19 protein-coding genes are annotated in these 19,252 nt (G+C 63.4%); 11 read left to right on the top strand and 8 right to left on the bottom strand.

The genetic code is table 11. The features are described from left to right. Positions 1-32 precede the first annotated feature (32 nt). Positions 33-1,082 carry a glycosyltransferase family 2 protein gene (locus CWB41_RS05760; protein ID WP_115835166.1) on the top strand — a complete coding sequence of 350 codons (1,050 nt, stop codon included), beginning with the start codon at positions 33-35 and terminating at the stop codon, positions 1,080-1,082. 15 nt (positions 1,083-1,097) lie between these two features. Here CWB41_RS05760 and CWB41_RS05755 read toward each other — a convergent pair whose 3' ends face one another. Next, on the bottom strand, positions 1,098-2,300 hold the full coding sequence (locus CWB41_RS05755) for a pyridoxal phosphate-dependent aminotransferase (RefSeq protein ID WP_115835167.1): 1,203 nt from the start codon (positions 2,298-2,300) through the stop codon (positions 1,098-1,100). Positions 2,301-2,931: 631 nt separating this feature from the next. Here CWB41_RS05755 and CWB41_RS05750 point away from each other — a divergent pair. From CWB41_RS05750 to CWB41_RS05730, 5 genes are all read left to right on the top strand, one after another. Further along, positions 2,932-3,189, top strand: coding sequence for a hypothetical protein (locus CWB41_RS05750; RefSeq protein WP_115835499.1), 258 nt, complete (start codon positions 2,932-2,934; stop codon positions 3,187-3,189). A 185-nt stretch (positions 3,190-3,374) separates the two neighbouring features. After that, positions 3,375-4,007, top strand: coding sequence for a hypothetical protein (locus CWB41_RS05745; RefSeq protein ID WP_129396418.1), 633 nt, complete (start codon positions 3,375-3,377; stop codon positions 4,005-4,007). A gap of 62 nt (positions 4,008-4,069) precedes the next feature. Further along, positions 4,070-6,556 carry an excinuclease ABC subunit UvrB gene (gene uvrB / locus CWB41_RS05740; protein WP_115835169.1) on the top strand — a complete coding sequence of 829 codons (2,487 nt, stop codon included), beginning with the start codon at positions 4,070-4,072 and terminating at the stop codon, positions 6,554-6,556. A 150-nt stretch (positions 6,557-6,706) separates the two neighbouring features. Further along, complete coding sequence (locus CWB41_RS05735; RefSeq protein ID WP_129396417.1) at positions 6,707-7,564, top strand: hypothetical protein; 858 nt, start codon at positions 6,707-6,709, stop codon at positions 7,562-7,564. A gap of 37 nt (positions 7,565-7,601) precedes the next feature. Beyond that, a complete protein-coding gene (locus CWB41_RS05730) occupies positions 7,602-7,904 on the top strand; it encodes a hypothetical protein (protein ID WP_129396416.1) in 303 nt (100 codons plus the stop codon). Here the strand turns inward: CWB41_RS05730 and CWB41_RS05725 are convergent. The 3 genes from CWB41_RS05725 to CWB41_RS05715 form a co-directional block, all read right to left on the bottom strand. Then, positions 7,891-8,460 carry a cytochrome b gene (locus CWB41_RS05725; RefSeq protein WP_115835172.1) on the bottom strand — a complete coding sequence of 190 codons (570 nt, stop codon included), beginning with the start codon at positions 8,458-8,460 and terminating at the stop codon, positions 7,891-7,893. The genes CWB41_RS05730 and CWB41_RS05725 overlap by 14 nt on opposite strands. Positions 8,461-8,529: 69 nt before the next feature. Beyond that, complete coding sequence (gene zigA, locus CWB41_RS05720) at positions 8,530-9,753, bottom strand: zinc metallochaperone GTPase ZigA (RefSeq protein ID WP_115835500.1); 1,224 nt, start codon at positions 9,751-9,753, stop codon at positions 8,530-8,532. A gap of 138 nt (positions 9,754-9,891) precedes the next feature. Next, on the bottom strand, positions 9,892-10,872 hold the full coding sequence (locus CWB41_RS05715; protein WP_115835173.1) for an extensin-like domain-containing protein: 981 nt from the start codon (positions 10,870-10,872) through the stop codon (positions 9,892-9,894). A 112-nt stretch (positions 10,873-10,984) separates the two neighbouring features. On the opposite strand from CWB41_RS05715, the gene CWB41_RS05710 reads away from it, so the two are divergent. The 3 genes from CWB41_RS05710 (at position 10,985) to CWB41_RS05700 (ending at position 13,139) form a co-directional block, all read left to right on the top strand. After that, positions 10,985-12,022: a CorA family divalent cation transporter gene (locus tag CWB41_RS05710; RefSeq protein WP_165204035.1), complete on the top strand. Its 1,038-nt coding sequence runs from the start codon at positions 10,985-10,987 to the stop codon at positions 12,020-12,022. An 18-nt stretch (positions 12,023-12,040) separates the two neighbouring features. Next, a complete protein-coding gene (gene arfB, locus CWB41_RS05705) occupies positions 12,041-12,463 on the top strand; it encodes an alternative ribosome rescue aminoacyl-tRNA hydrolase ArfB (protein ID WP_115835175.1) in 423 nt (140 codons plus the stop codon). Between the two features lie 145 nt (positions 12,464-12,608). Beyond that, the gene (locus tag CWB41_RS05700; RefSeq protein WP_115835176.1) at positions 12,609-13,139 is read left to right on the top strand and encodes a DUF3617 domain-containing protein; all 531 of its coding nucleotides are present in this window, start codon (positions 12,609-12,611) and stop codon (positions 13,137-13,139) included. Positions 13,140-13,252: 113 nt separating this feature from the next. Here the strand turns inward: CWB41_RS05700 and CWB41_RS05695 are convergent, their stop codons facing one another. Next, a complete protein-coding gene (locus tag CWB41_RS05695; protein ID WP_245411132.1) occupies positions 13,253-13,726 on the bottom strand; it encodes a DUF2852 domain-containing protein in 474 nt (157 codons plus the stop codon). A 187-nt stretch (positions 13,727-13,913) separates the two neighbouring features. Next, a complete protein-coding gene (locus CWB41_RS05690) occupies positions 13,914-14,549 on the bottom strand; it encodes a TetR/AcrR family transcriptional regulator (protein WP_115835177.1) in 636 nt (211 codons plus the stop codon). A 169-nt stretch (positions 14,550-14,718) separates the two neighbouring features. Between CWB41_RS05690 and CWB41_RS16470 the strand changes: the two genes are divergently transcribed. Together CWB41_RS16470 and CWB41_RS05680 are read left to right on the top strand one after the other, a co-directional pair. Beyond that, the gene (locus tag CWB41_RS16470) at positions 14,719-16,065 is read left to right on the top strand and encodes a methyl-accepting chemotaxis protein (protein WP_115835178.1); all 1,347 of its coding nucleotides are present in this window, start codon (positions 14,719-14,721) and stop codon (positions 16,063-16,065) included. 52 nt (positions 16,066-16,117) lie between these two features. After that, the gene (locus CWB41_RS05680) at positions 16,118-16,420 is read left to right on the top strand and encodes a hypothetical protein (RefSeq protein ID WP_115835179.1); all 303 of its coding nucleotides are present in this window, start codon (positions 16,118-16,120) and stop codon (positions 16,418-16,420) included. Positions 16,421-16,423: 3 nt separating this feature from the next. Here CWB41_RS05680 and CWB41_RS05675 read toward each other — a convergent pair whose 3' ends face one another. After that, entirely contained in the window at positions 16,424-18,790 is a 2,367-nt protein-coding gene (locus tag CWB41_RS05675) for an ATP-dependent helicase (RefSeq protein WP_115835180.1), read from the bottom strand. Positions 18,791-18,927: 137 nt separating this feature from the next. Next, complete coding sequence (locus CWB41_RS05670) at positions 18,928-19,185, bottom strand: DUF6496 domain-containing protein (RefSeq protein ID WP_115835181.1); 258 nt, start codon at positions 19,183-19,185, stop codon at positions 18,928-18,930. Positions 19,186-19,252 lie beyond the last annotated feature (67 nt).

The following is a 19,252-nucleotide window of genomic DNA, read 5'->3' as shown; positions in this document are numbered from 1 at the left end:
GCTGAAATCTCCAAGCCGAAATCGATATTTGAATGGATTTCGATATCGTCATTCCGACGTTGAACGGCGCGCGCTGGCTCGGGCAACTGCTGGACGCCTACCGGTCATTCGGGGTTGAGCCGCTCTATGCGGTCGATGACCGAAGCGACGACGGCGCGCTGGAATTGCTCCGCGCCCGCGGCGCAAGGATTGCCCTCATCCATCAGGATGGTTTCCACGTCGAGAACGTTTTCGCGCAAATGTCGCGCTTCGTCGATCGCGACTGGATATTGCGCCTGGACGACGACGAGTTTCCGTCGCGCGGGCTTCTGGAATGGGCGGAAAAAACGGTTGCGGCGCCCGATATTGCTTCGTGGTGGCTGCCGCGCGTGACGCTCTTCCAACACAAGGGGCGGCTCAAATACAGCCGGATAAAGACCCATTATCACTGGTATCCGCACAGCCGGCTCCTCGACCCGCAGTGCCGGCTCTATCGCCATCGCAGCGTCGGCTACATCACCGACATCCATTCATGCGGATTCGCGTCCGGCGATCCGTATTTCGCGCCGGCGTCAGCCTTTTTCCTGCACCTCGATGTTCTCTTGAGAAATCCCGGCGAGCGGTTGGCGAAAATGCGCCGCTACGAGTCGATCAAACCGCGATCGACCTGGAAATACACCTATCATATTTTGCCGGACCTGTTTCCGGCCGTGCAAAATCCGGCGCCCTTCAAGGTTCGGGATTTCGACGCCTTGATCGCGTCCCTGCCTGAGCCGCCGCGCCCATCCGAAATGCCGCCCGAAAGTGAATTGAAAACGGGGCAAGTGGCGGCCTCCCGCTATCTTCGCGCCTGGCACTTGCGGCATGGCCGATTTTTCAGAAGAAGCCTCAACCGCGCGGCGGTCCGTGTCCTGTCGCGAAAGCCGATTGCCGAATTCCTTTGCACCAGCGCCGGTTTTCTTCGCCACCAAACCTGGGTGCCGCGCCGCCTGCCGAGCCAGCTCCACGATTTCGGCAATGAACTCTTCTGGCAGGCAAGTTTGCGCGCGGGGGACAAAGCGGCGGTGCGCGAGGCTCCGCGGCCGCCCGCGGAAGCCTCTTAGCTGCAAAGACCTCGATTAATCGAGGCTGGCGCAGAAGCGCTGGATCTTGGTGCAGGCGTCTTCCAGCACTTCGGTCGAAGTGGCGTAGGAGACGCGGAAGTTCGGCCCGAGACCGAAGGCCGTGCCCTGCACCACGGCAACGCCTTCCAATTCCAGCAGCGCCGAAACGAAGTCTTCGTCCGTCTCGATCTTCTTGCCGTTCGGCGCCTTGCGACCGATCGCTTCCGCCAGCGACGGATAGACATAGAAGGCGCCTTCCGGCGACGGACATTTCAGATATTTCGCCTGGCCGAGCATCGAAACGACGAGGTCACGCCGCGCCTCGAAAATCTTGCGGCGCTCAGGGATGAAATCCTGCGGCCCGTTGAGGGCTTCGACGGACGCCCATTGCGCGATGGAGCAGGCGCCCGAGGTCTGCTGGCCCTGCAACAGGTCCATCGCCTTGATGAGCTTGTCGGGGCCCGCCGCATAGCCGATGCGCCAGCCGGTCATGGCATAGGATTTCGAGACGCCGTTCATGGTCAGCGTGCGGTCGATGAGATTGGGCTCGACCTGCGCCACCGTGACGAATTTGAAATCGCCATAGGTAAGATGCTCGTAGATGTCGTCCGTCAGCACCCAGACGTGCGGATGGCGCAGCAGCACATCCGTCACCGCCTTCAATTCGTCGTGCGAATAAGCGGCGCCCGAGGGGTTCGACGGCGAGTTCAGGATGATCCATTTGGTCTTGGGCGTGATCGCGCGCTCGAGATCCTCCGGCTGCAGCTTGAAGCCCTGCGCCATCCGGGTCTCCACCGGAACCGGCGTGCCGCCGGCGATTTCCACCATATCGGGATAGCTGACCCAATAGGGCGCCGGGATGATGACCTCGTCGCCCGGGTTCACCGTTGCGAGCAGTGCGTTGAACAGGATGTGCTTGCCGCCGGTACCGACGATCGTCTGCGACGGCTTGTAGTCGAGCCCGTTCTCGCGCTTGAACTTGGCCGCGATCGCCTCGCGCAGCGGTTGGATACCGGCCACGGGCGTATATTTCGTCTCGCCCCGCTCGATAGCGGCGATGGCGGCGCGCTTGATATTGTCCGGCGTGTCAAAATCCGGCTCACCGATCGACAGCGAGATGATGTCGCGGCCGGCGGCTTTCAGCTCCCGCGCTTTCTGCGTCGCCGCGATCGTCGCGGAGGGTTTGACCCGCAGGAGAGCATCGGAAATGAAAGCCATGACGGATTATTCCTCGTACTGGACTGTTAAGCCTTGCATATTGCGGCGCGAAACTAGTGGCCGCGCCACCTGGCCGCAAGCTCTGTTTCAGCCTGCGGCCAGCCGCCGCCTAACGCGGCGTGAATCTGACTGTGCAAATCTCCGCGGCGGGCTCCGCGCAATTTTAACGACATTCGATAATTTCGTTTTTGCGCTGCCGCCAATACCGCACAGCCCAAGGAATTATCGGTCGCGCCCCTCAACTCGTCCGGCATAACTCATCTAACACCTTGTTTTTGAACAAGTAAAATTCGCGTTGCCGGTGGGAGCACCAAATTCGCGCCGGTTTCTCCTGCTTTGACGTAGCAACCAAAAATGCGCTTTTGAGTTGAATTAGGCGGATATTCAGGCGCAAACCGCGGCGGATACACAACAGTCAAATGATTTTCTTCGGTTCCCGGCAACTTTTCTCGGGAATGTTGCGTTGGGGATACGTACGAGTTCTTTACCCAGTCGCGGCACATATGAGCGAGATCAAGGCCACGCGACGCCGTTAGTTCCACGCTGTCAATGTGCTTTTGCGCACAGGCAACTGGGGGAAGACGGCTTAGCTGTGAGTGGTCTCGCGGCAGAGTGCTGAGAGGAGTTGGAAATGTCGATTGCCGATCATTTCGATCACGCCCCGGATGCTGGTTTTATCCGCAGCTATGATCTGCGATCGGCCCGGCGGCAGTTTCAGGTTTCGCTGATCCTGATCGCCATCCTGACCGTTTCCGCTTTCGCCCTCGGCCTGCTGGTTCGCTTTGATCCGCCCGCGGGCGTGTCCCAATCCCAGGCGCCGACAGCCGCGCATGATGTCCATTTCGCCGGTGTGCTGCCGGATTTGACAGGTTTCGCGCCGCACTCGTAGCGGCGGAACGTTACCACGACCCCCGATGCCCCCCGTAGGAGGTCGTGTCTGAGGGCCGCGCTCCGTAAGGACGCGGCCCTTTCTTTTTGCCCGCTTCTCGTCTCCGGTCAGAAAGTTTCGGCGATTGCGTCAATCGTTTCGTAGGGCGGCGGCCTTAGGCTGCGCCCATGTCTCCGCCAATGTCCATGCCTCCAGCAAAGACCTTCGGCCGGCGCGGCCTTGCCCCGGCGGCGCGAGGCCCGGCGCCAGCGCGGCCGGACCCGCGTCCGTCCGAAAAATTGGCGCCGGAACTGCCGCGCGAGGTCGTCGCCGCGGTGCTCGCCGGCCCCCGTGATGATGCCAGCGCAGCGCGCGCCAAACCTTCCGGGATCACCCGCGTCGGCTGGTCGTTTCGCGCCGCCGTTCTCGCCGGTCTGATTGTCGGCCTCCTCAATGCCGCGGCCCGCGCCACCAGTTTCCTCAGCTTCGGCGCGCTCGGTGGCCTCGACAAGCTGCCGCTCGGTGATATCGGCATGGGCCAGATCTCGCTCGGCGAAGCTCAAGTGCCGATCATGCTGCTGATCGCGATGGCCGGCCTCTGGAGCGGTGCTCGCGCCAGCGCGCTGGCCCTGCTGTTCGCCCACAAGATTTTGGCGCGCCTCGGCCATACCAGTCTACTCGCCTATAGCCTCGGCGGTGCGGCGGCCTCTCTGGCCTATGCGCTGGTCGCGGCCCTGTTGTGGGCCGATGCAACCCCCGTCTCGATCGGCATGGAAGCGCTCTCGGGGCTCGGCGCCGGCTTTTTCTACCGGCTGTTCGCAGCGACCGAGCGAGGGTAGGAAAATCCGGCACAGGCGGTCCGGCGCTTTCATCTCGGACGCGGCGGCCCCATATTGCGGCCATGCCCAAACCGCCGAAAAAACTCAGCCGCCCCAAAGCCGGAAAGCCCGAGCTGAAGCCGCTCGGCGACCATCTCGCCGCGCTGCTCAATCCTGCCTTGACGACCAACGGCGGGCCTCCTGTGGGCTTTGCCGAGGCACCCGCGACGTTCGACGCCGCAGGCGGTGTCGCGGCGACCGCCGCCTCGCTGAAGGATCTGCTCGAGCGGGGCGACCCCAATCTGCGCGGCAAGACCCCGTGGATGCCGCATCGGCCGCCGCGCCCGGAGAAGTCGGAGGGCGGCGTCGAGTTCAGACTCATCTCGGAATATGAGCCGCGCGGCGACCAGCCGGCGGCGATCGATGAGCTTGTGGCCGGCATCAACAGCGGCGAACGCGACCAGGTGCTGCTCGGCGTCACCGGCTCGGGCAAGACCTTTACGATGGCGCAGGTCATCGCCCGCACCCAGCGCCCGGCTTTGGTTCTCGCGCCCAACAAGACGCTGGCGGCGCAGCTCTACGGCGAGTTCAAGAGCTTCTTCCCGGAGAACGCAGTCGAATATTTCGTCTCCTATTACGACTATTACCAGCCGGAAGCCTATGTGCCGCGCTCGGACACCTATATCGAGAAGGAATCCTCGATCAACGAGCAGATCGACCGCATGCGTCACGCCGCGACGCGCGCGCTGCTCGAACGCGACGACGTGATCATCGTCGCCTCCGTCTCCTGCATCTATGGTATCGGCTCGGTCGAGACCTACACGGCGATGACCTTCACCGTGAAGGCGGGCGAGCGCATCGATCAGCGGCAATTGATCGCCGATCTCGTCGCCTTGCAATACAAGCGCTCGGGCGGCGACTTTTATCGCGGCGTCTTCCGCGTGCGCGGCGATACGATCGAGCTTTTCCCCGCCCACTATGAGGATCGCGCCTGGCGCATCCGTTTCTTCGGCGACGAGATCGAAGGAATCGTTGAATTCGATCCGCTGACCGGGCAGAAGACGCAGGACCTCGAATTCATCAAGGTCTATGCGAATTCGCATTATGTGACGCCGCGCCCGACGCTGCTGCAATCGATTAAAGGCATCAAGGAGGAATTGAAGCAGCGCCTCGCCGAGCTTTATGCCACCGGGCGCCTGCTCGAAGCGCAAAGGCTCGAACAACGCACGCTCTTCGATCTCGAGATGATGGAGGCGACCGGCTCCTGCGCCGGCATCGAGAATTATTCGCGCTATCTCACCGGCCGCCAGCCGGGCGAGCCGCCGCCGACGCTGTTCGAATATCTGCCCGACAATGCGCTCGTCTTCACCGACGAGTCGCATGTCACCGTCCCGCAGATCGGCGCCATGTATCGCGGCGACTTTCGCCGCAAGGCGACGTTGGCCGAATATGGCTTCCGCCTGCCGTCCTGCCTCGACAACCGGCCGCTGCGCTTCGAGGAATGGGACGCGATGCGGCCGCCATCTGTCCATGTCTCCGCGACCCCCGGCAAATGGGAGATCGAACGCGCCGGCGGCATCTTTGTCGAACAGGTGATCCGCCCGACCGGGCTCATCGATCCGCCGGTCGAGGTGCGCCCCGCGCGGGCACAAGTAGATGATCTTCTTGGCGAGGTGCGCGAGGTCGCCCAGCGCGGCTATCGCTCGCTCGTCACCGTCCTCACCAAGCGCATGGCCGAGGATCTCACCGAATATCTGCATGAGCATGGCGTGCGCGTGCGCTACATGCATTCCGACATCGACACGCTGGAGCGGATCGAGATCATCCGCGATCTGCGCATCGGCGCTTTCGATGCGCTCATCGGCATCAACCTGCTGCGCGAGGGTCTCGACATTCCCGAATGCGGGCTCGTCGCCATCCTCGACGCGGATAAGGAAGGTTTTCTGCGCAGCGAGACCTCGCTGGTGCAGACGATCGGCCGCGCCGCGCGCAATATCGATGGACGGGTGATCCTCTACGCCGATCAGATCACCGGCTCGATGCAGCGCGCTATGGCCGAGACCAGCCGGCGGCGTGAAAAGCAGGAGCAGTTCAATGTCGAGAACGGCATCACGCCGGAATCGATCAAGCGCGGCATTCAGAACATCCTCGGCTCCATCGCCGAGCGCGACCATGTGACGGTCGATGCCGGAATGGCGCAGGCGGGCAATCTCATCGGCCATAATTTCAAGGCGACGATGGCGGACCTCGAACGCGAGATGCGCGATGCGGCGGCGGACCTCAATTTCGAGAAGGCGGCGCGGCTGCGCGACGAAATCAAGCGGCTACAAGCGGTGGAACTCGCGATCTCCGACGATCCGCTGGCGACGCAGTCCGATGTCGAACGCGAGGCGGGCGGCTACCGCGGCCCACGGCCCTTCGGCGATGCTGCGAATATGCCGGCGAGCCGGCCGCACAAGCCGACCGATTCCGAAATGGGGCCCCATAATTTCGGCGGCGGCGAAGCCAAGCCACGCTCGTCTGCGGGCAAAGGCGGCACGCGGGCGTGGAAGGGCAAGAGGCGGGGGTAATTTGTCCGAGGCGGCGTCATTGCGAGCCGAAGGCGAAGCAATCCATAATCATTCTGGATTGCTTCGGCGCATGCGCGCCTCGCAATGACGGTTGCGCATCATAAAATTTTTGCCGCAACCATTTTGCTTGCGCTCGCGTTGGCGGCGGCCATGTTTCACTTTCGCGCCACGCCGCAGACCACGGCAATGCTTTGTAGCGCCAAAACCTATCCGCTGAGCCATAGCGCCGGCGCGCCGCATATCGAGATCGATATCGACGGCACGCCCGCCCGCGCCCTGCTCGATTATGGCGCCACGCAAAGCTCGTTGCGGGCGAAGGCCGCGACCGACGTTGGTTTGCTGGTCAAGGCCGCAACCTCGCTGCCCTTGCCGGGCGAAAGCGAATTCCTCGCCCGCCATGCCGATCCGGCCACGGACGCCATCATCGGCACCGACCTTCTGGCGCATCTCACCGTCGCGCTCAATGCGACAACGGCGGCGATTTCGGCCACACCATGCGCGGCGTCGCAACTGCAAGAAGCCGGGTTCACGCCCATCGACCAGCGCGGCTTCTTCTCACCCGGCCGCGTTCATGTCGCCCACGACAGGCCGAATGTGCCTGTGGTCTTTTTGCGGATCGGCGCGGCGAAGACCTGGGCGCAGATCGACACTGGCTATGACGACGATCTCTATCCCCATTCACTCGACATCAATCAGGCCTTTCACGACGCCCTGATCGCAGACGGAGCGTCGCTGACGCTTCAAAATCATGTGACGGTGAAGACCTGCGCCGGCTTTGAGAGCCGGCCGGTTTATTCGAGCCGTCAACCGCTTGTGATCACAAATGAGAGCGGCGCGGCTGTCGCGCAGACCCGCGACTATTATCTGATCGTCAAACCAGCGAATATCTGTGGCGGTATCGCGGCGCAGACGACGCCGGCGGCACAGCTTGGCGTCTCCTTCCTGCGCCTGTTCCAGACGATCGTTTTCGACCCGCAAGCGGGACGGGTGTGGATCAAGAAGGATTGATCCCCGCGGCGCTGGCCCGACTCGGAAAGGCGAAGCCATGTTCAGGACGTTGGTGCTCGCGGCCTGTCTTCTTGCCACGCCCGCCTTTGCCGCGCAGCAGCTCATCCCCGAGCCATATCCGGGACAGCTCGGCGGCAATGCGCAGGAATCGCAGCCCTTGAACCCCGGCGGCGGCGCGCACCAGGAACTCGTGCCGCAGCCCGTGCCGCAGGCCAAGGGCCCCAATGCACTGGACGATCCGCAAACCATGCAAGGCGACCGGCATCAGCAGATGCGTCGCCACCCATATCGACGGCAGGATTGGTGCAACGGGGCGAGCTCGTGCTCTATTCTGCGTTGATCTGCTCGGGCAGCATCCGCGCCAGATAACCGTCCTTGCGCACGGCGACATGCCAGACGACGCCGAGGATATGCACGCCGAGAAAGAAATAGACGAGATATTGCCCAGCGACATGAATCTGGCCCGCGAGATCCGACAAGGCTTTGTCCTTCGGAAGCTGCGGCAACGGCAGCCCGAACAGCGAGACAGGATGGCCGCCGGCGCTCGACGTAATGTAGCCGCTCACCGGCATCACGATGAAGATCAGATAGAGAAAGGCATGCGTCGCATGCGCGAGGCCGATTTCCCATTTGGCTGTCTGTGGCGGTAGGCCTGGCGCCGGGCGCAGCGCCCGCCAGCCAAGCCGCGCGACAATGAGCCCGAGCGCCAGCACACCAAAGGATTTGTGGACGAAGAACAGCGTGCCGCGGGCCGGCTTGTGCTCGTCCATGTTCACCATCACCCAGCCGAGCGGCAGGAGGGTGAAGATGACGACGAGTGTGATCCAATGCAGCGCTTGCGCCGGCGCATTGTAGCGCGCGAGCCCGGGTTTGGATGAAAAACTTTGTTGCAGCACGGCGGCCTCCGCCCCCGATCATACCGGCGGGAGCGCGCAAGGAAAGCGGATGCCGCAAATCGTGAACGCTCAGTTTTTGTCGAGCTGCCAGACGGGAAAGGGATCGGCGAGCTTGCCCCAGGCCGAGGTCTGCATCTCCTTCGCATTGGCGTCGCCGACGAGACAGGCATTGAGCGTGCGGCGGATCGCTGCCTCCTCCATCGCCGCGCCGATGAAGACAATCTCCTGCCGCCGGTCGCCATAGACCTTGTCCCAATGCTTGGCGATGGCCGCACGCCATTCCGGATGATCGGGCCAGCGGTTCTTGGGCACCGCGGCCCACCAGAAGCCCATCGCTTCATTGCGGACGAGAGCCCCTGCCTGGCTCAATTCACCGACCCATTCCGGCCGGGTCGCGAGCCAGAAATGTCCCTTGGCGCGGATGACGCCCGGCCAATTGGTGTTGAGAAAGGCGTGGAATTTCTCGGGATGGAACGGCCGCCGGGCGCGATAGACGAAGCTGCCGATGCCATATTCCTCCGTCTCCGGCGCGTGGTCGGCAAAGCCATAGAGCTCCTTGAACCATAGCGGATGCTGCTGCGCCTTTTCATAATTGAAGCGGCGCGTATCGAGGACGCGGCCGAGATCGACCTGCGCCATTGCGGTCTCGATCAGATCGGCTTCGGGATTGAGCGCGCGGACGATCTTGCGCGCGGCATCGACCGCCTCGGGCGTTGCCGCATCGACCTTGTTCAGAATGACGACATCGGCGAATTCGATCTGATCAACAAGCAGATCGACAAGCGTGCGATTATCGTCGTCGCCGAGCGACTCGCCGCGATCTTTCAGGAAATCGGCCGAGGCATAATCCTTGAGGAGATTGGCGGCATCGACGACCGTGACCATCGTATCGAGCCGCGCGAGATCGGCCAGGCTGCGGCCCTCCTCGTCGCGGAACTCGAAAGTCGCGGCGACCGGCAAGGGCTCGGCAATGCCGGTCGATTCAATGAGGAGATAATCGAAGCGCTCATCCTCTGCGAGTCGGCGCACTTCCTGGAGCAGATCATCCCGAAGCGTGCAGCAGATGCAGCCATTGGTCATTTCGACGAGCTTTTCGTCGGTGCGCGAGAGGTTGGCGCCGCCCTCGCGCACGAGATCGGCGTCGATGTTCACTTCGCTCATATCGTTGACGATCACGGCTACGCGGCGCCCGGTGCGATTGTTGAGCACGTGATTGAGCAGCGTCGTCTTGCCAGCCCCGAGAAAGCCGGAGAGCACGGTCACGGGGAGCCTGCGGTCTGTTGCCAATGTCATGAACATCATTCCTGAATTTTTTCGTGGGCCGGGGCGTCGCGTCGCGCCCAGCCGCATCAATCGCGCGGCAGATTATGTAACTATATAACATATAATTCGCAACCCGGGGCCGGGCGCGGTCTGGGGATAGCCTTGGGCCTAATGAAGATCCCAGTCGCTCGGCTTGCCCTCGGGCACATAGGCGCCGTCGGCGCGCAGCGTGCCACGCTGCGGCGCCACCGGCTCGGGCGGCAAGGCGTCGCTCGACAGGGCCTGATAGTCGCGCGCATAGGAGCGCGGCGGCGAAGAGGGGGCGGGCGGCAGCGATGCATCGGGCGAGCCAGGCCCCGCGTGCAGGGAGACGGGCTGATCGACGCCGGCGCCCGCCTGCGAAACATCCATCTCTTCGTCGAGCGGCGGCGGCTCGGGCAGGCCGTCCGGGGGATGATCCTGCGGCAGAATCCCCGGATGCGGCTTGCAGACGCGGCGCGGCCCCGTCGACGTATTGCCGCGCATCGCGAGATCGAGATGGAAATGATTATAATGGAGGAAATTATAGCCGGGGCCGAGGACCGTGGTGAAATCGCCGCAGGCGCCGTTGTCGACGTCGCGCAGGAAAGCCTGCGATTGCGGATCGCCAAAGTTCCAATCATGCGCAATGACAAGCTTGCGCCCATCCTGAAGGATGAAGCCAGAGACGTCGATGGCATTGCCGAAGGCGTGCTCGGAGAGGCGCGAGCCGAATTCTCCGTTGATGCCGCGGCAGCTATAGGTGCCGAAGGTGGTGATCTCGACGACGCGCTCGTTATACCGGGTCTGGGCGGCGGGCTCGACGACATCGTGAACCCAGGCATTGAGCGCCGCGATCATCGGGCAATCGAGGACGTAATTGCCGTCGAGCATCACTGCGCCGTCGAGCAGCGCCGCGACCTTGAAGGGGCGCGTCAGACCACAGATGCCGGGCCCGTCGATCGCCTGGACCGGGCGGACATAGGCCGATTCATGGATCAGGTTTTGCGCCAGACAGGCGTTCTCCGCCTCGGCGCGCCAAGCCGGCCGCTGGGCCTCGTAATTCGAGCAGCCAGCAAGCTCAAAGACGAGCGCCGCCGCAGCGGCTAAGGGCAATACGCGACGCGCCATTGCCTCAAATTGTGCGAAATATGTTAAGTGCTCTTAAAATAACGCGGTTAACGTCTCGCTCAGCCGCGGGATGCCCTGCGGCCGGCCCGCTCCAGAAGATAGAGTTCTCCCGATGGATGACACGCCCGCCGCCCCGTCTGCGCTTTCGGCCGCAGGCCAAACCCTGCCTGGCCAAACCTTGCCCGGACTCGTCTGGGCGTTTCGCATCCATGCCGACGGCACGCCCGAGGCGCTGCCGATAGACCAGCCGATCGACACCGTCAGCGAGGACGGCTGGCTATGGCTGCACTTCAACCTCGCCGACGCCCGCGCCTGCGCCCTGTTGCCCAAGTTCGAGGATTTGCCGGCCGAGGCGGCGGTGGCGCTGACGGCCCCCGACGGCACCCAGCAGCTCCATGTCGACGACAATTGCGTCTATGGCGTTTTCGCCGATCTCATCGCCGATATCGACGGCGCCACGCAGCATTTCGGCTATCTGCACTTCGCCATGACCGACAGAGTGCTGATCAGCGCGCGGCGGCGGGCGATGAGCGCCGCGGAAAGCGCGCGCCAGGCGCTCGACCGCGGCCGCAAGCTGCATCGCGTCGCCTCGCTGTTCGAGCTGATCGTCGATCACGTGGCCGACTCGATCGACAAATATTCCGATGAACTCGATGAAGATATGGACGAGATCGAGGACGAGCTGTGGCAACGCGCCTCCAGGGACCAGCGCGAGCGCCTCGCCAAGGCGCGCAAGGCTGCCGTGCATCTGCACCGCCAGATGCAGGGCCTGCTGGCCCTGTTCGAGCGTGTCGGCCCCAAGCTCGACAGCGCGCCGCCACCGGATTTGCGCGTCAAGACCAACATCCTGATGCAGCGGCTCGAAAACCTTGATCGCGACATCATCGCCATGCGCGAACGCGCCCACATGCTGCAGGAGGAGGTCGCGCTCAAGATCGCCGAGGACACCAACCGCAGCCTCTATCTGCTGACGATCATCACCACTTTCTTCCTGCCGGCCAGCCTCGTCGCCGGCATATTCGGCATGAACGTGAAGAACCTGCCCTTTACCGAGATCAGCAGCGGCTTTTTCTGGTCGATGGTGATTCTGGTCGGCGCTTCGCTCGCGATTCTGGTCATCATGCAGCGTATGCGGATTCTCTTGCGCTAGCTGCCGGAATAAATCCACATGCCGACAATCGCCATCGCCAAAAATGTTTCGATCGACGAGAGCGAGCTCGAATATTCCTTCGCGCGCGCTTCCGGCCCCGGCGGCCAGAATGTCAACAAGGTCGAAACGGCGGTGCATCTGCGCTTCGATGTGCGCCGCTCGCCCTCGCTCGAGGACGATATCAAGCGGCGGCTCGAAAAGCTCGCCGGGAGCCGGCTGACGCTCGACGGCATCGTCATCATTTCCGCGCAGAGATTTCGCACGCAGGAAGCCAACCGGCGGGATGCGCTTACGCGCCTTTGCGCGCTGATCGCCAAGGCGGCGGTGCGGCCCAGGCGCCGCATCGCAACACGGCCGACGCTGGCGTCGCAGAAACGCCGCGTCGAGGCCAAGCAAAGGCGGGGCACCATCAAGAAGCTGCGTAACGTCCAGCCGGACTAGAACGCATTGCCGGAAAGTTGCGTGACTTTCCCGATAAGAACACGCTCGAGCATCACCAGCCCGCGCCCGGCAAGTGGACCGGCAAAGTAGATTGGCGCCGCCGTCCGTGCTATGGCGGGCGCCATTACAGGGCTGGGAGGGATATATGCGCGTGACATTCGCAATGACGGCGGCGCTGGTTTCGATCTTTGCGACGGCCGCCGCGGCCGACGATTATCCGCCACGCAAGCCCGGCCTCTGGGAAGTCAGCGTGCACAATCCCTCGATTCCCGACGTCGCCATGAAAATGTGCATCGACGCCGCGACCGATCAATTGTTCCACCAGTTCAGCAGCGATGTGCGTTCCAAACATTGCAGCAAGAACGACATCAAGACGGCCGGCAGCACCGTGACGGCGGACAGCGACTGCACGATGGGCGGGACCAAAGTGACGACGATCGCCACCACGGTGTACACGGGCGATACCGCCTATCATGTCGACATCAAATCGCATTTCGACCCGCCGAAGCTTGGCCAGAGCGATGTCGACATTACTCAAGATGCCAAATGGACCGGCGACTGCCCCGCGGACATGAAGCCCGGCGATTTCGACATGGGCCACGGCATCCGGGTCAACATCAAGACGATCAGGTTTCTGAAGTCGTTGCTGCCGGGCGGCGGCGGAAACAGCCAGTAATAGCCCCGACGTCGTCGCGAGCCAGACTTCACGTCCAGATAACGAAAGCAATCCGGTTTTGTTTCCGGATTGCTTCGCTGCTTATGCTTTTGCCGATGATGCCAGCAGCTTGATCAGCTTGCCGGCGGATTGGGTGCACCAGACTGCGGCGGCTGCGCATTGCGCTGCGCCAGGAAGCGCTCGAACTCCTCGCGATCCTTGGCGCGGCGCAGGTTCTCGACAAAGCTCGAGAACTCCTGCTCGGCAGCACGCAGCTTCTCGCGCTCGGCCTCGATGCGCGTGAGTTCGGCTTCGCGCCATTCGTCGAAAGCCAGATTGCCGGTCGTCGCCGGACGCCACTGCCAGGGCGGCCCGCCGAAGCCGCGTCCCTCGCCAACCGACCAATTGTAGAAATCCTGACGGCGCAAACCGTGACGGCGCATTTTCTGCTCCCATTTTTCGCGGAATTTCTGCTGCACCTGCGCGCTGACGAAGCCCGGCAGATCGCCGGCATAGGCGCGGTTCTTCTGCCAGATCTTGGCGATGAGGATGGCAAGCCCGATCGGCCAGAAGAGAATGAAGCCGAGAACCATCGCGACGATTTCCATCGGTCGCCAGTCAGACCAATAGGGAAGGCTTATCGAACTCCCTCCGGGCGTATGCCCGTAGCTGCGTGCTCCACACATAAGTTCCTCCATGCAGCAGAAGCGCTACAATGTTAATGTAACATACTTTAACATTGGCCGTTTGTCGAGACAGCGTCCGATCAAATCGTACAACCCATTGAGAGAGCGTCTATTTTTTTCGAAGTGCCGCGGTGATCAGGGCCTCCGCGCCGCGGTCGAGGATCGCGGCGGGATCATCTCCTGACGCTGGATTGAAATGGCCGGCGAGGGTCAGCATCGCCGTGCCATGCGCCAGCGCCCACAGTTCGAGCGCCAGGCGGCGGATTTCGGCTGGATCGCCGCCGCCCCCGAGAATGACGCCGGCCGCGGCGCGGCTCAGACCCTCGAAAGCCTTGGTGGCGATGAAGCCCGCCGCAGCCCCGCGCAGACCTCTGGCATTTTCGAACATCGCGCTGTAGAGGCCGGGCTCGGCCGTGGCGAAGTTGAGATAGGCGCGGCCCATGCGCTGCAAGGCGGCACGCGGCTCGGGCCGGCCTTCGTCCCAGGCGCCGGCCAGCCGCTCACCGAAAAGATCGAAGCCGCGGCGGGCAAGTTCGCCCATCAGATCCTGCCGGTCGGCGAAATGCCGGTAGGGCGCCGCCGCCGTGACGCCGACGCGCTTGGCCGCCTCGGACAGAGTGAAACCGCTCGGCCCATGCTCGGCCATCAGGGCGCGGGCCGCCTCCACGAGGGCGTCCTTGAGGCCGCCATGATGATAGCCGCGCCGCTCGCCGAACGGACCGCCGTGTTTCCAATTGCGTTTCATATGCCTTGGGATCATCCGGGCCAGTTTAGACGCGCCTGCCGCCCCGCGCGAGGGCGGTCGCGGTTTACGCTCACGGTCATGGTTACCAAAATTTGACGTATCCGCGGTAGTCTCACGGTCGGGACCACATTTAGAGAAGTACAGGCCAAACGTCCAAGGATCGCTTTTGATGTTCCGGCGTCTCAGCCAGAAGCAGCATGAGGCGCCGTCGCAAGTTGCGCCGGACGAGGATCATTTTGCCGAAATCATCGAGGCGCTGGCGGGGACGGGCGACACGGCGCCATTGCTGGACGGACGCTTCGGCCGTGCCTTGGTGCGCCTCGTCCAAACGGCACGGATCGGCAATCTCGATCACCTCGGTCTGATCGCGACGCTCTCGAAGGAAGCCTCAGAGACGGCCGTCAACACGATTTGGATCTCGCACGACGCGCGCGAAATGACGCGCGCGGCCCGGGCGATTTCGGGCGCGGTGGAAGAACTCGCGACCTCGACCAAAGCCATCGCCGACAATTCGGCCGAAAGCGCGACGCTCGCCACGCAAGCGGCGGACGCGATGACACGATGCGCAGTCGACAGCCAGGCGGCGAGCGATGCGATGACCGTGATCGAGCGCCGCGCCGGCGACATCGATGATCGCCTCAATGTTCTCGAAGCCGCCGTGGCGCAAATCGGCGCGATGGCCGGCCAGATCGAAGCCATCGCCGAGCGGACCAACATGCTCGCGCTCAATGCGACGATCGAAGCGGCGCGCGCGGGCGATGCCGGCCGCGGCTTTGCGGTCGTCGCCGAAGAAGTGAAGGCGCTATCGCGTCAGACCGGCGGCGTGACCGAGGACATTTACAAACGCCTGCACGCCCTGGCGTCGGAGACGGCCCTCATTCGCGCTGCTGCCGGCGACAGCCTGACCGCCGTCGGAGAGGGCCTTGGCATCGTCCGCAGCGTCGCCGCGCAGGTCGCCAGCGGGGGGATCGCGATGGCCGATGTCGCCCACCGGGTGCGCTGTCTTGCCGAACATCTGGCCCGCCAGCGCGCCGCGACCGCCGAGATCGCCGAAAGCACCTCCGCCATCGCCGGCAAAATCAGCAAGACCGAGACTGAGGTCGGCGCGATCGATACACGACTGACCGGCTGCGAGGCCATGTCGGAACAATGTTTCGACGCGGCGCCGACGCTGGCTGGCTTCGCGCGCATCCCGGCCGATGCCGCGAGCTTCAAGCATCGGCTCGCCGCGATCCTGATTGGCGCCCAACCGCCGCAGATCACAGCGCAATGGCTGAATCGCGATTCTCTCGACGCCAGCCTGCAGAATTTTCCCGGGCTTCGCGACGGGGGGCGCGCTGAACGCGTCGCGCAAGGTGCGGCCGAGGCCGGAAGCCTGGGAGGCGCCGTGGCTGCCGCGGTCGCGCGGAAGGATTGGAACGATGCGACGCGACTTTACCGAAGCTGCGAAACCGCGTTGGGCGAGGTCATCGCCGACGCTGTGCTTCTCCTCCAGGCCGCCAAAGATGCAGCGTAAGCCTCACCACGGCGGCTTGGCACTCCACGTGAGACGCCTCTATAATCTGCACATGCCGATTTTTTCTCGCGTACTCTTCCTGCCGCTCGGTCTGAGCCTCGTTCTGCCGGTCACCGCGGCCACGGCAGATGAGCAAGCGTCGCCGGTACCGTTTCAGAACCGCGGCGCGATCGGGAAGATACCCTCGGATGTCTCGGTGCTGGCCTATGGCGCCGCGCATCCCGAATGCCTCGAATGGACGGATAGCTGCCGCACCTGCCTGCGCAGTCCGGACGGGCGCGTCGGCTGCTCAACGCCGGGTATCGCCTGTCAGCCGAAAGCGGTTATCTGCAAGAAAGAGAAGTCCGCAAAATAGGCGTCACGCCGCCTGGACGAAGCTTTCTAGCACCATCTTGCGGCCGGCCTTGTCGAAATCGACCGTAAGCTTGTTGCCATCGACGGCGGCGACGGTGCCTGGTCCGAACTTGATGTGAAACACCCGCGCGCCCTTGTCGAAGGATGAGGTCGCGGAGGACTTCGCGACCAGTTCGCCCTCGATCGTCAGCGGGCCGCGGCGCGCGGAACTGTCGCGCCAAGCCCCGCCCTTCGCCTCGCTTTGCTCTTCGGCATTGCGGCGCTGCGCGCGCTGCCAGCCGGGCGTCGTATAGGAGGAGCGATAGGTATCCATATTGGCGAAGCGCGATTGCGCATAATTGCCGTAGCTGCGGCCTGACGCCGAATCGACGACCTCGACATGCGCCTCCGGCAATTCGTCGAGAAAGCGCGAGGGGATCGTCGTCTGCCACAGACCGCGGATACGCCGGTTGGTGGCGAAGTAGATTTTCGCCCGCCGCTTGGCGCGCGTGAGCCCGACATAGGCGAGGCGGCGCTCTTCCTCGAGCCCGGCGCGGCCCTGGTCGTCGAGCGAACGCTGGTGCGGGAACAGGCCTTCCTCCCAGCCGGGAAGGAACACCGTCTCGAATTCGAGGCCCTTGGCGGCATGCAGTGTCATGATCGAGACGCGCGGGCCGGCATCCTGGCTGTCGGTGTCCATGACCAGCGAAATATGCTCGAGGAAGGCGGCGAGGCTGGGAAACTCCTCCATCGCGCGTACAAGCTCTTTCAGGTTTTCGAGCCGGCCCGCGGCCTCGGCCGTGCGGTCCTTCTGCCACATATCGGTGTAGCCGGATTCTTCCAATATGGTCTCGGCCAGTTCGCCCTGCGGCTTCTGCTCGATCTGCGCCGACCAGCGGTCGAGATCGGCGAGGAAGTCGCGCAAGGACTGACGCTGCTTCGGCTTCAATTCCTCCGTTTCGATCATGCTGCGCGCCGCCCGCGTCAGCGAAATGCGCTCGCGCCGCGCATGATCGTGCAGGAGCTGAATACTGGCGTCGCCGAGGCCGCGCTTCGGCACGTTGATGATGCGCTCGAAGGCAAGATCGTCGTCCGGCTGGGCGGTAATCCGCAGATAGGCGAGCGCGTCGCGGATTTCGGCGCGCTCATAGAAGCGCGGGCCGCCGATGACGCGATAGGGCAGGCCGAGCGTGATGAACCGCTCCTCGAATTCGCGCATCTGGAATGACGCGCGCACAAGAATTGCGATCTCGTCGAGCCGCACGCCTTTATGCTGAAGCTGCTCGATCTCCTCGCCGACCGTGCGCGCCTCCTCTTCCGAATCCCAGACGCCGGAGACAGTGGGCTTGTCGCCCTTCTCGCCATCGGTGAAGAGCGTCTTGCCGAGCCGCCCCTGATTATGCGCGATGAGGCCCGCGGCGACATCGAGAATATGCGCCGTCGAGCGGTAATTGCGCTCAAGTCTTATGATCTTCGCGCCCGGAAAATCCTTCTCGAAGCGCAGGATGTTGTCGACATCGGCGCCGCGCCAGCCATAGATCGACTGGTCGTCATCGCCGACGCAGCAGATATTGTTGCGGCCCTGCGCCAGCAGCTTCAGCCACAGATACTGGACCGTGTTGGTGTCCTGATATTCGTCGACGAGCATGTAGCGGAAGCGATCCTGATATTGCTTCAGCACGTCGGGATTTTCGCGGAAGAGCCGCAGGCTTTCGAGCAGGAGATCGCCGAAATCGGCGGCGTTCAGCACCTTCAGCCGATCTTGATAGACGTGATAGAGCTTGGCGCCCTTGCCGTCGGCGAAAGCCGCCGCCTCCCCCGCCGGCACATGCGCGGGATCGAGGCCGCGATTCTTCCAATTGTCGATCTGATAGGCGAGCGTGCGCGCCGGCCAGCGCTTGTCGTCGATATTCTCCGCCTGCAGCACCTGTTTCAGCAGCCGGATCTGATCGTCGGTGTCGATGATGGTGAAGGAGCTCTTGAGCCCGACAAGCTCGGCGTGGCGGCGCAGGATTTTGGTCGAGATCGCGTGGAACGTGCCGAGCCAGGGCATGCCCTCGGCCGCGGCGCCGACCAGCGTGGCGATACGTTCCTTCATCTCCCGCGCCGCCTTGTTGGTGAAGGTGACGGCGAGAATCTGGCCAGGGAAGGCACGGCCCGAGGCGAGAATATGGGCCATGCGGGCGGTGAGCACGCGCGTCTTGCCGGTGCCAGCCCCGGCGAGCACCAGAAGCGGCCCATCCAGCGTCTCGACCGCCTCGCGCTGTTCGGGGTTCAGCCCTTCAAGGTAGCGGGCACCACCCACCCGAGCACGCGCGGCGATGCCGCCCGGCCGCAACGCCGGCGGCTCGTAGCCATGTCCTGCTTCTTCAAAACTGTCGGGGGCGCTCAATCCCGCTTCTCTCCGGGGAACGAAAGACGAATCATTGACCCCAATGTGGGGTCTTTGTCCACCTCTGTCGACCCGCGAGCGCCGCCGCTGCACAGGCGGCGCTCGAACCTCCACGATCAAGCGCTCCGAGGCGCCGCCTAATGCTTTAGACGGCCTTCCTTCTGCGCCTGGGCCGTCTGGCCGTGGCGTTCCTTTTCCTTGGTCTTGTGGAGATGCTCGCGGTTTTTCTGCGGGCTTTCGGATTTCGAGGCGCCCGCCTCGCTCAGGGCGATGGCGACCGCCTGTTTGCGGCTCTTCACCTTGCCGCCGCGGCTCGATTCCAGTTCGCCGTGCTTGTATTCGTGCATGACACGGCCGACGGTGTTTTTCTGGGCCTTGCTCTCGTGTTGCGCCATTGGCCTTCTCCCATTCGCGCTGCGACCGCTATCAACGCACGAGAGCCCGGACGCGATCCACGGCACA

It is taken from the genome of Methylovirgula ligni (assembly GCF_004135935.1).
Classification (GTDB): Bacteria; Pseudomonadota; Alphaproteobacteria; order Rhizobiales; family Beijerinckiaceae; genus Methylovirgula; species Methylovirgula ligni.
The sequence above is the reverse complement of the archived record's forward strand: the minus strand, read 5'-3'. Positions and strand labels throughout refer to the sequence as shown.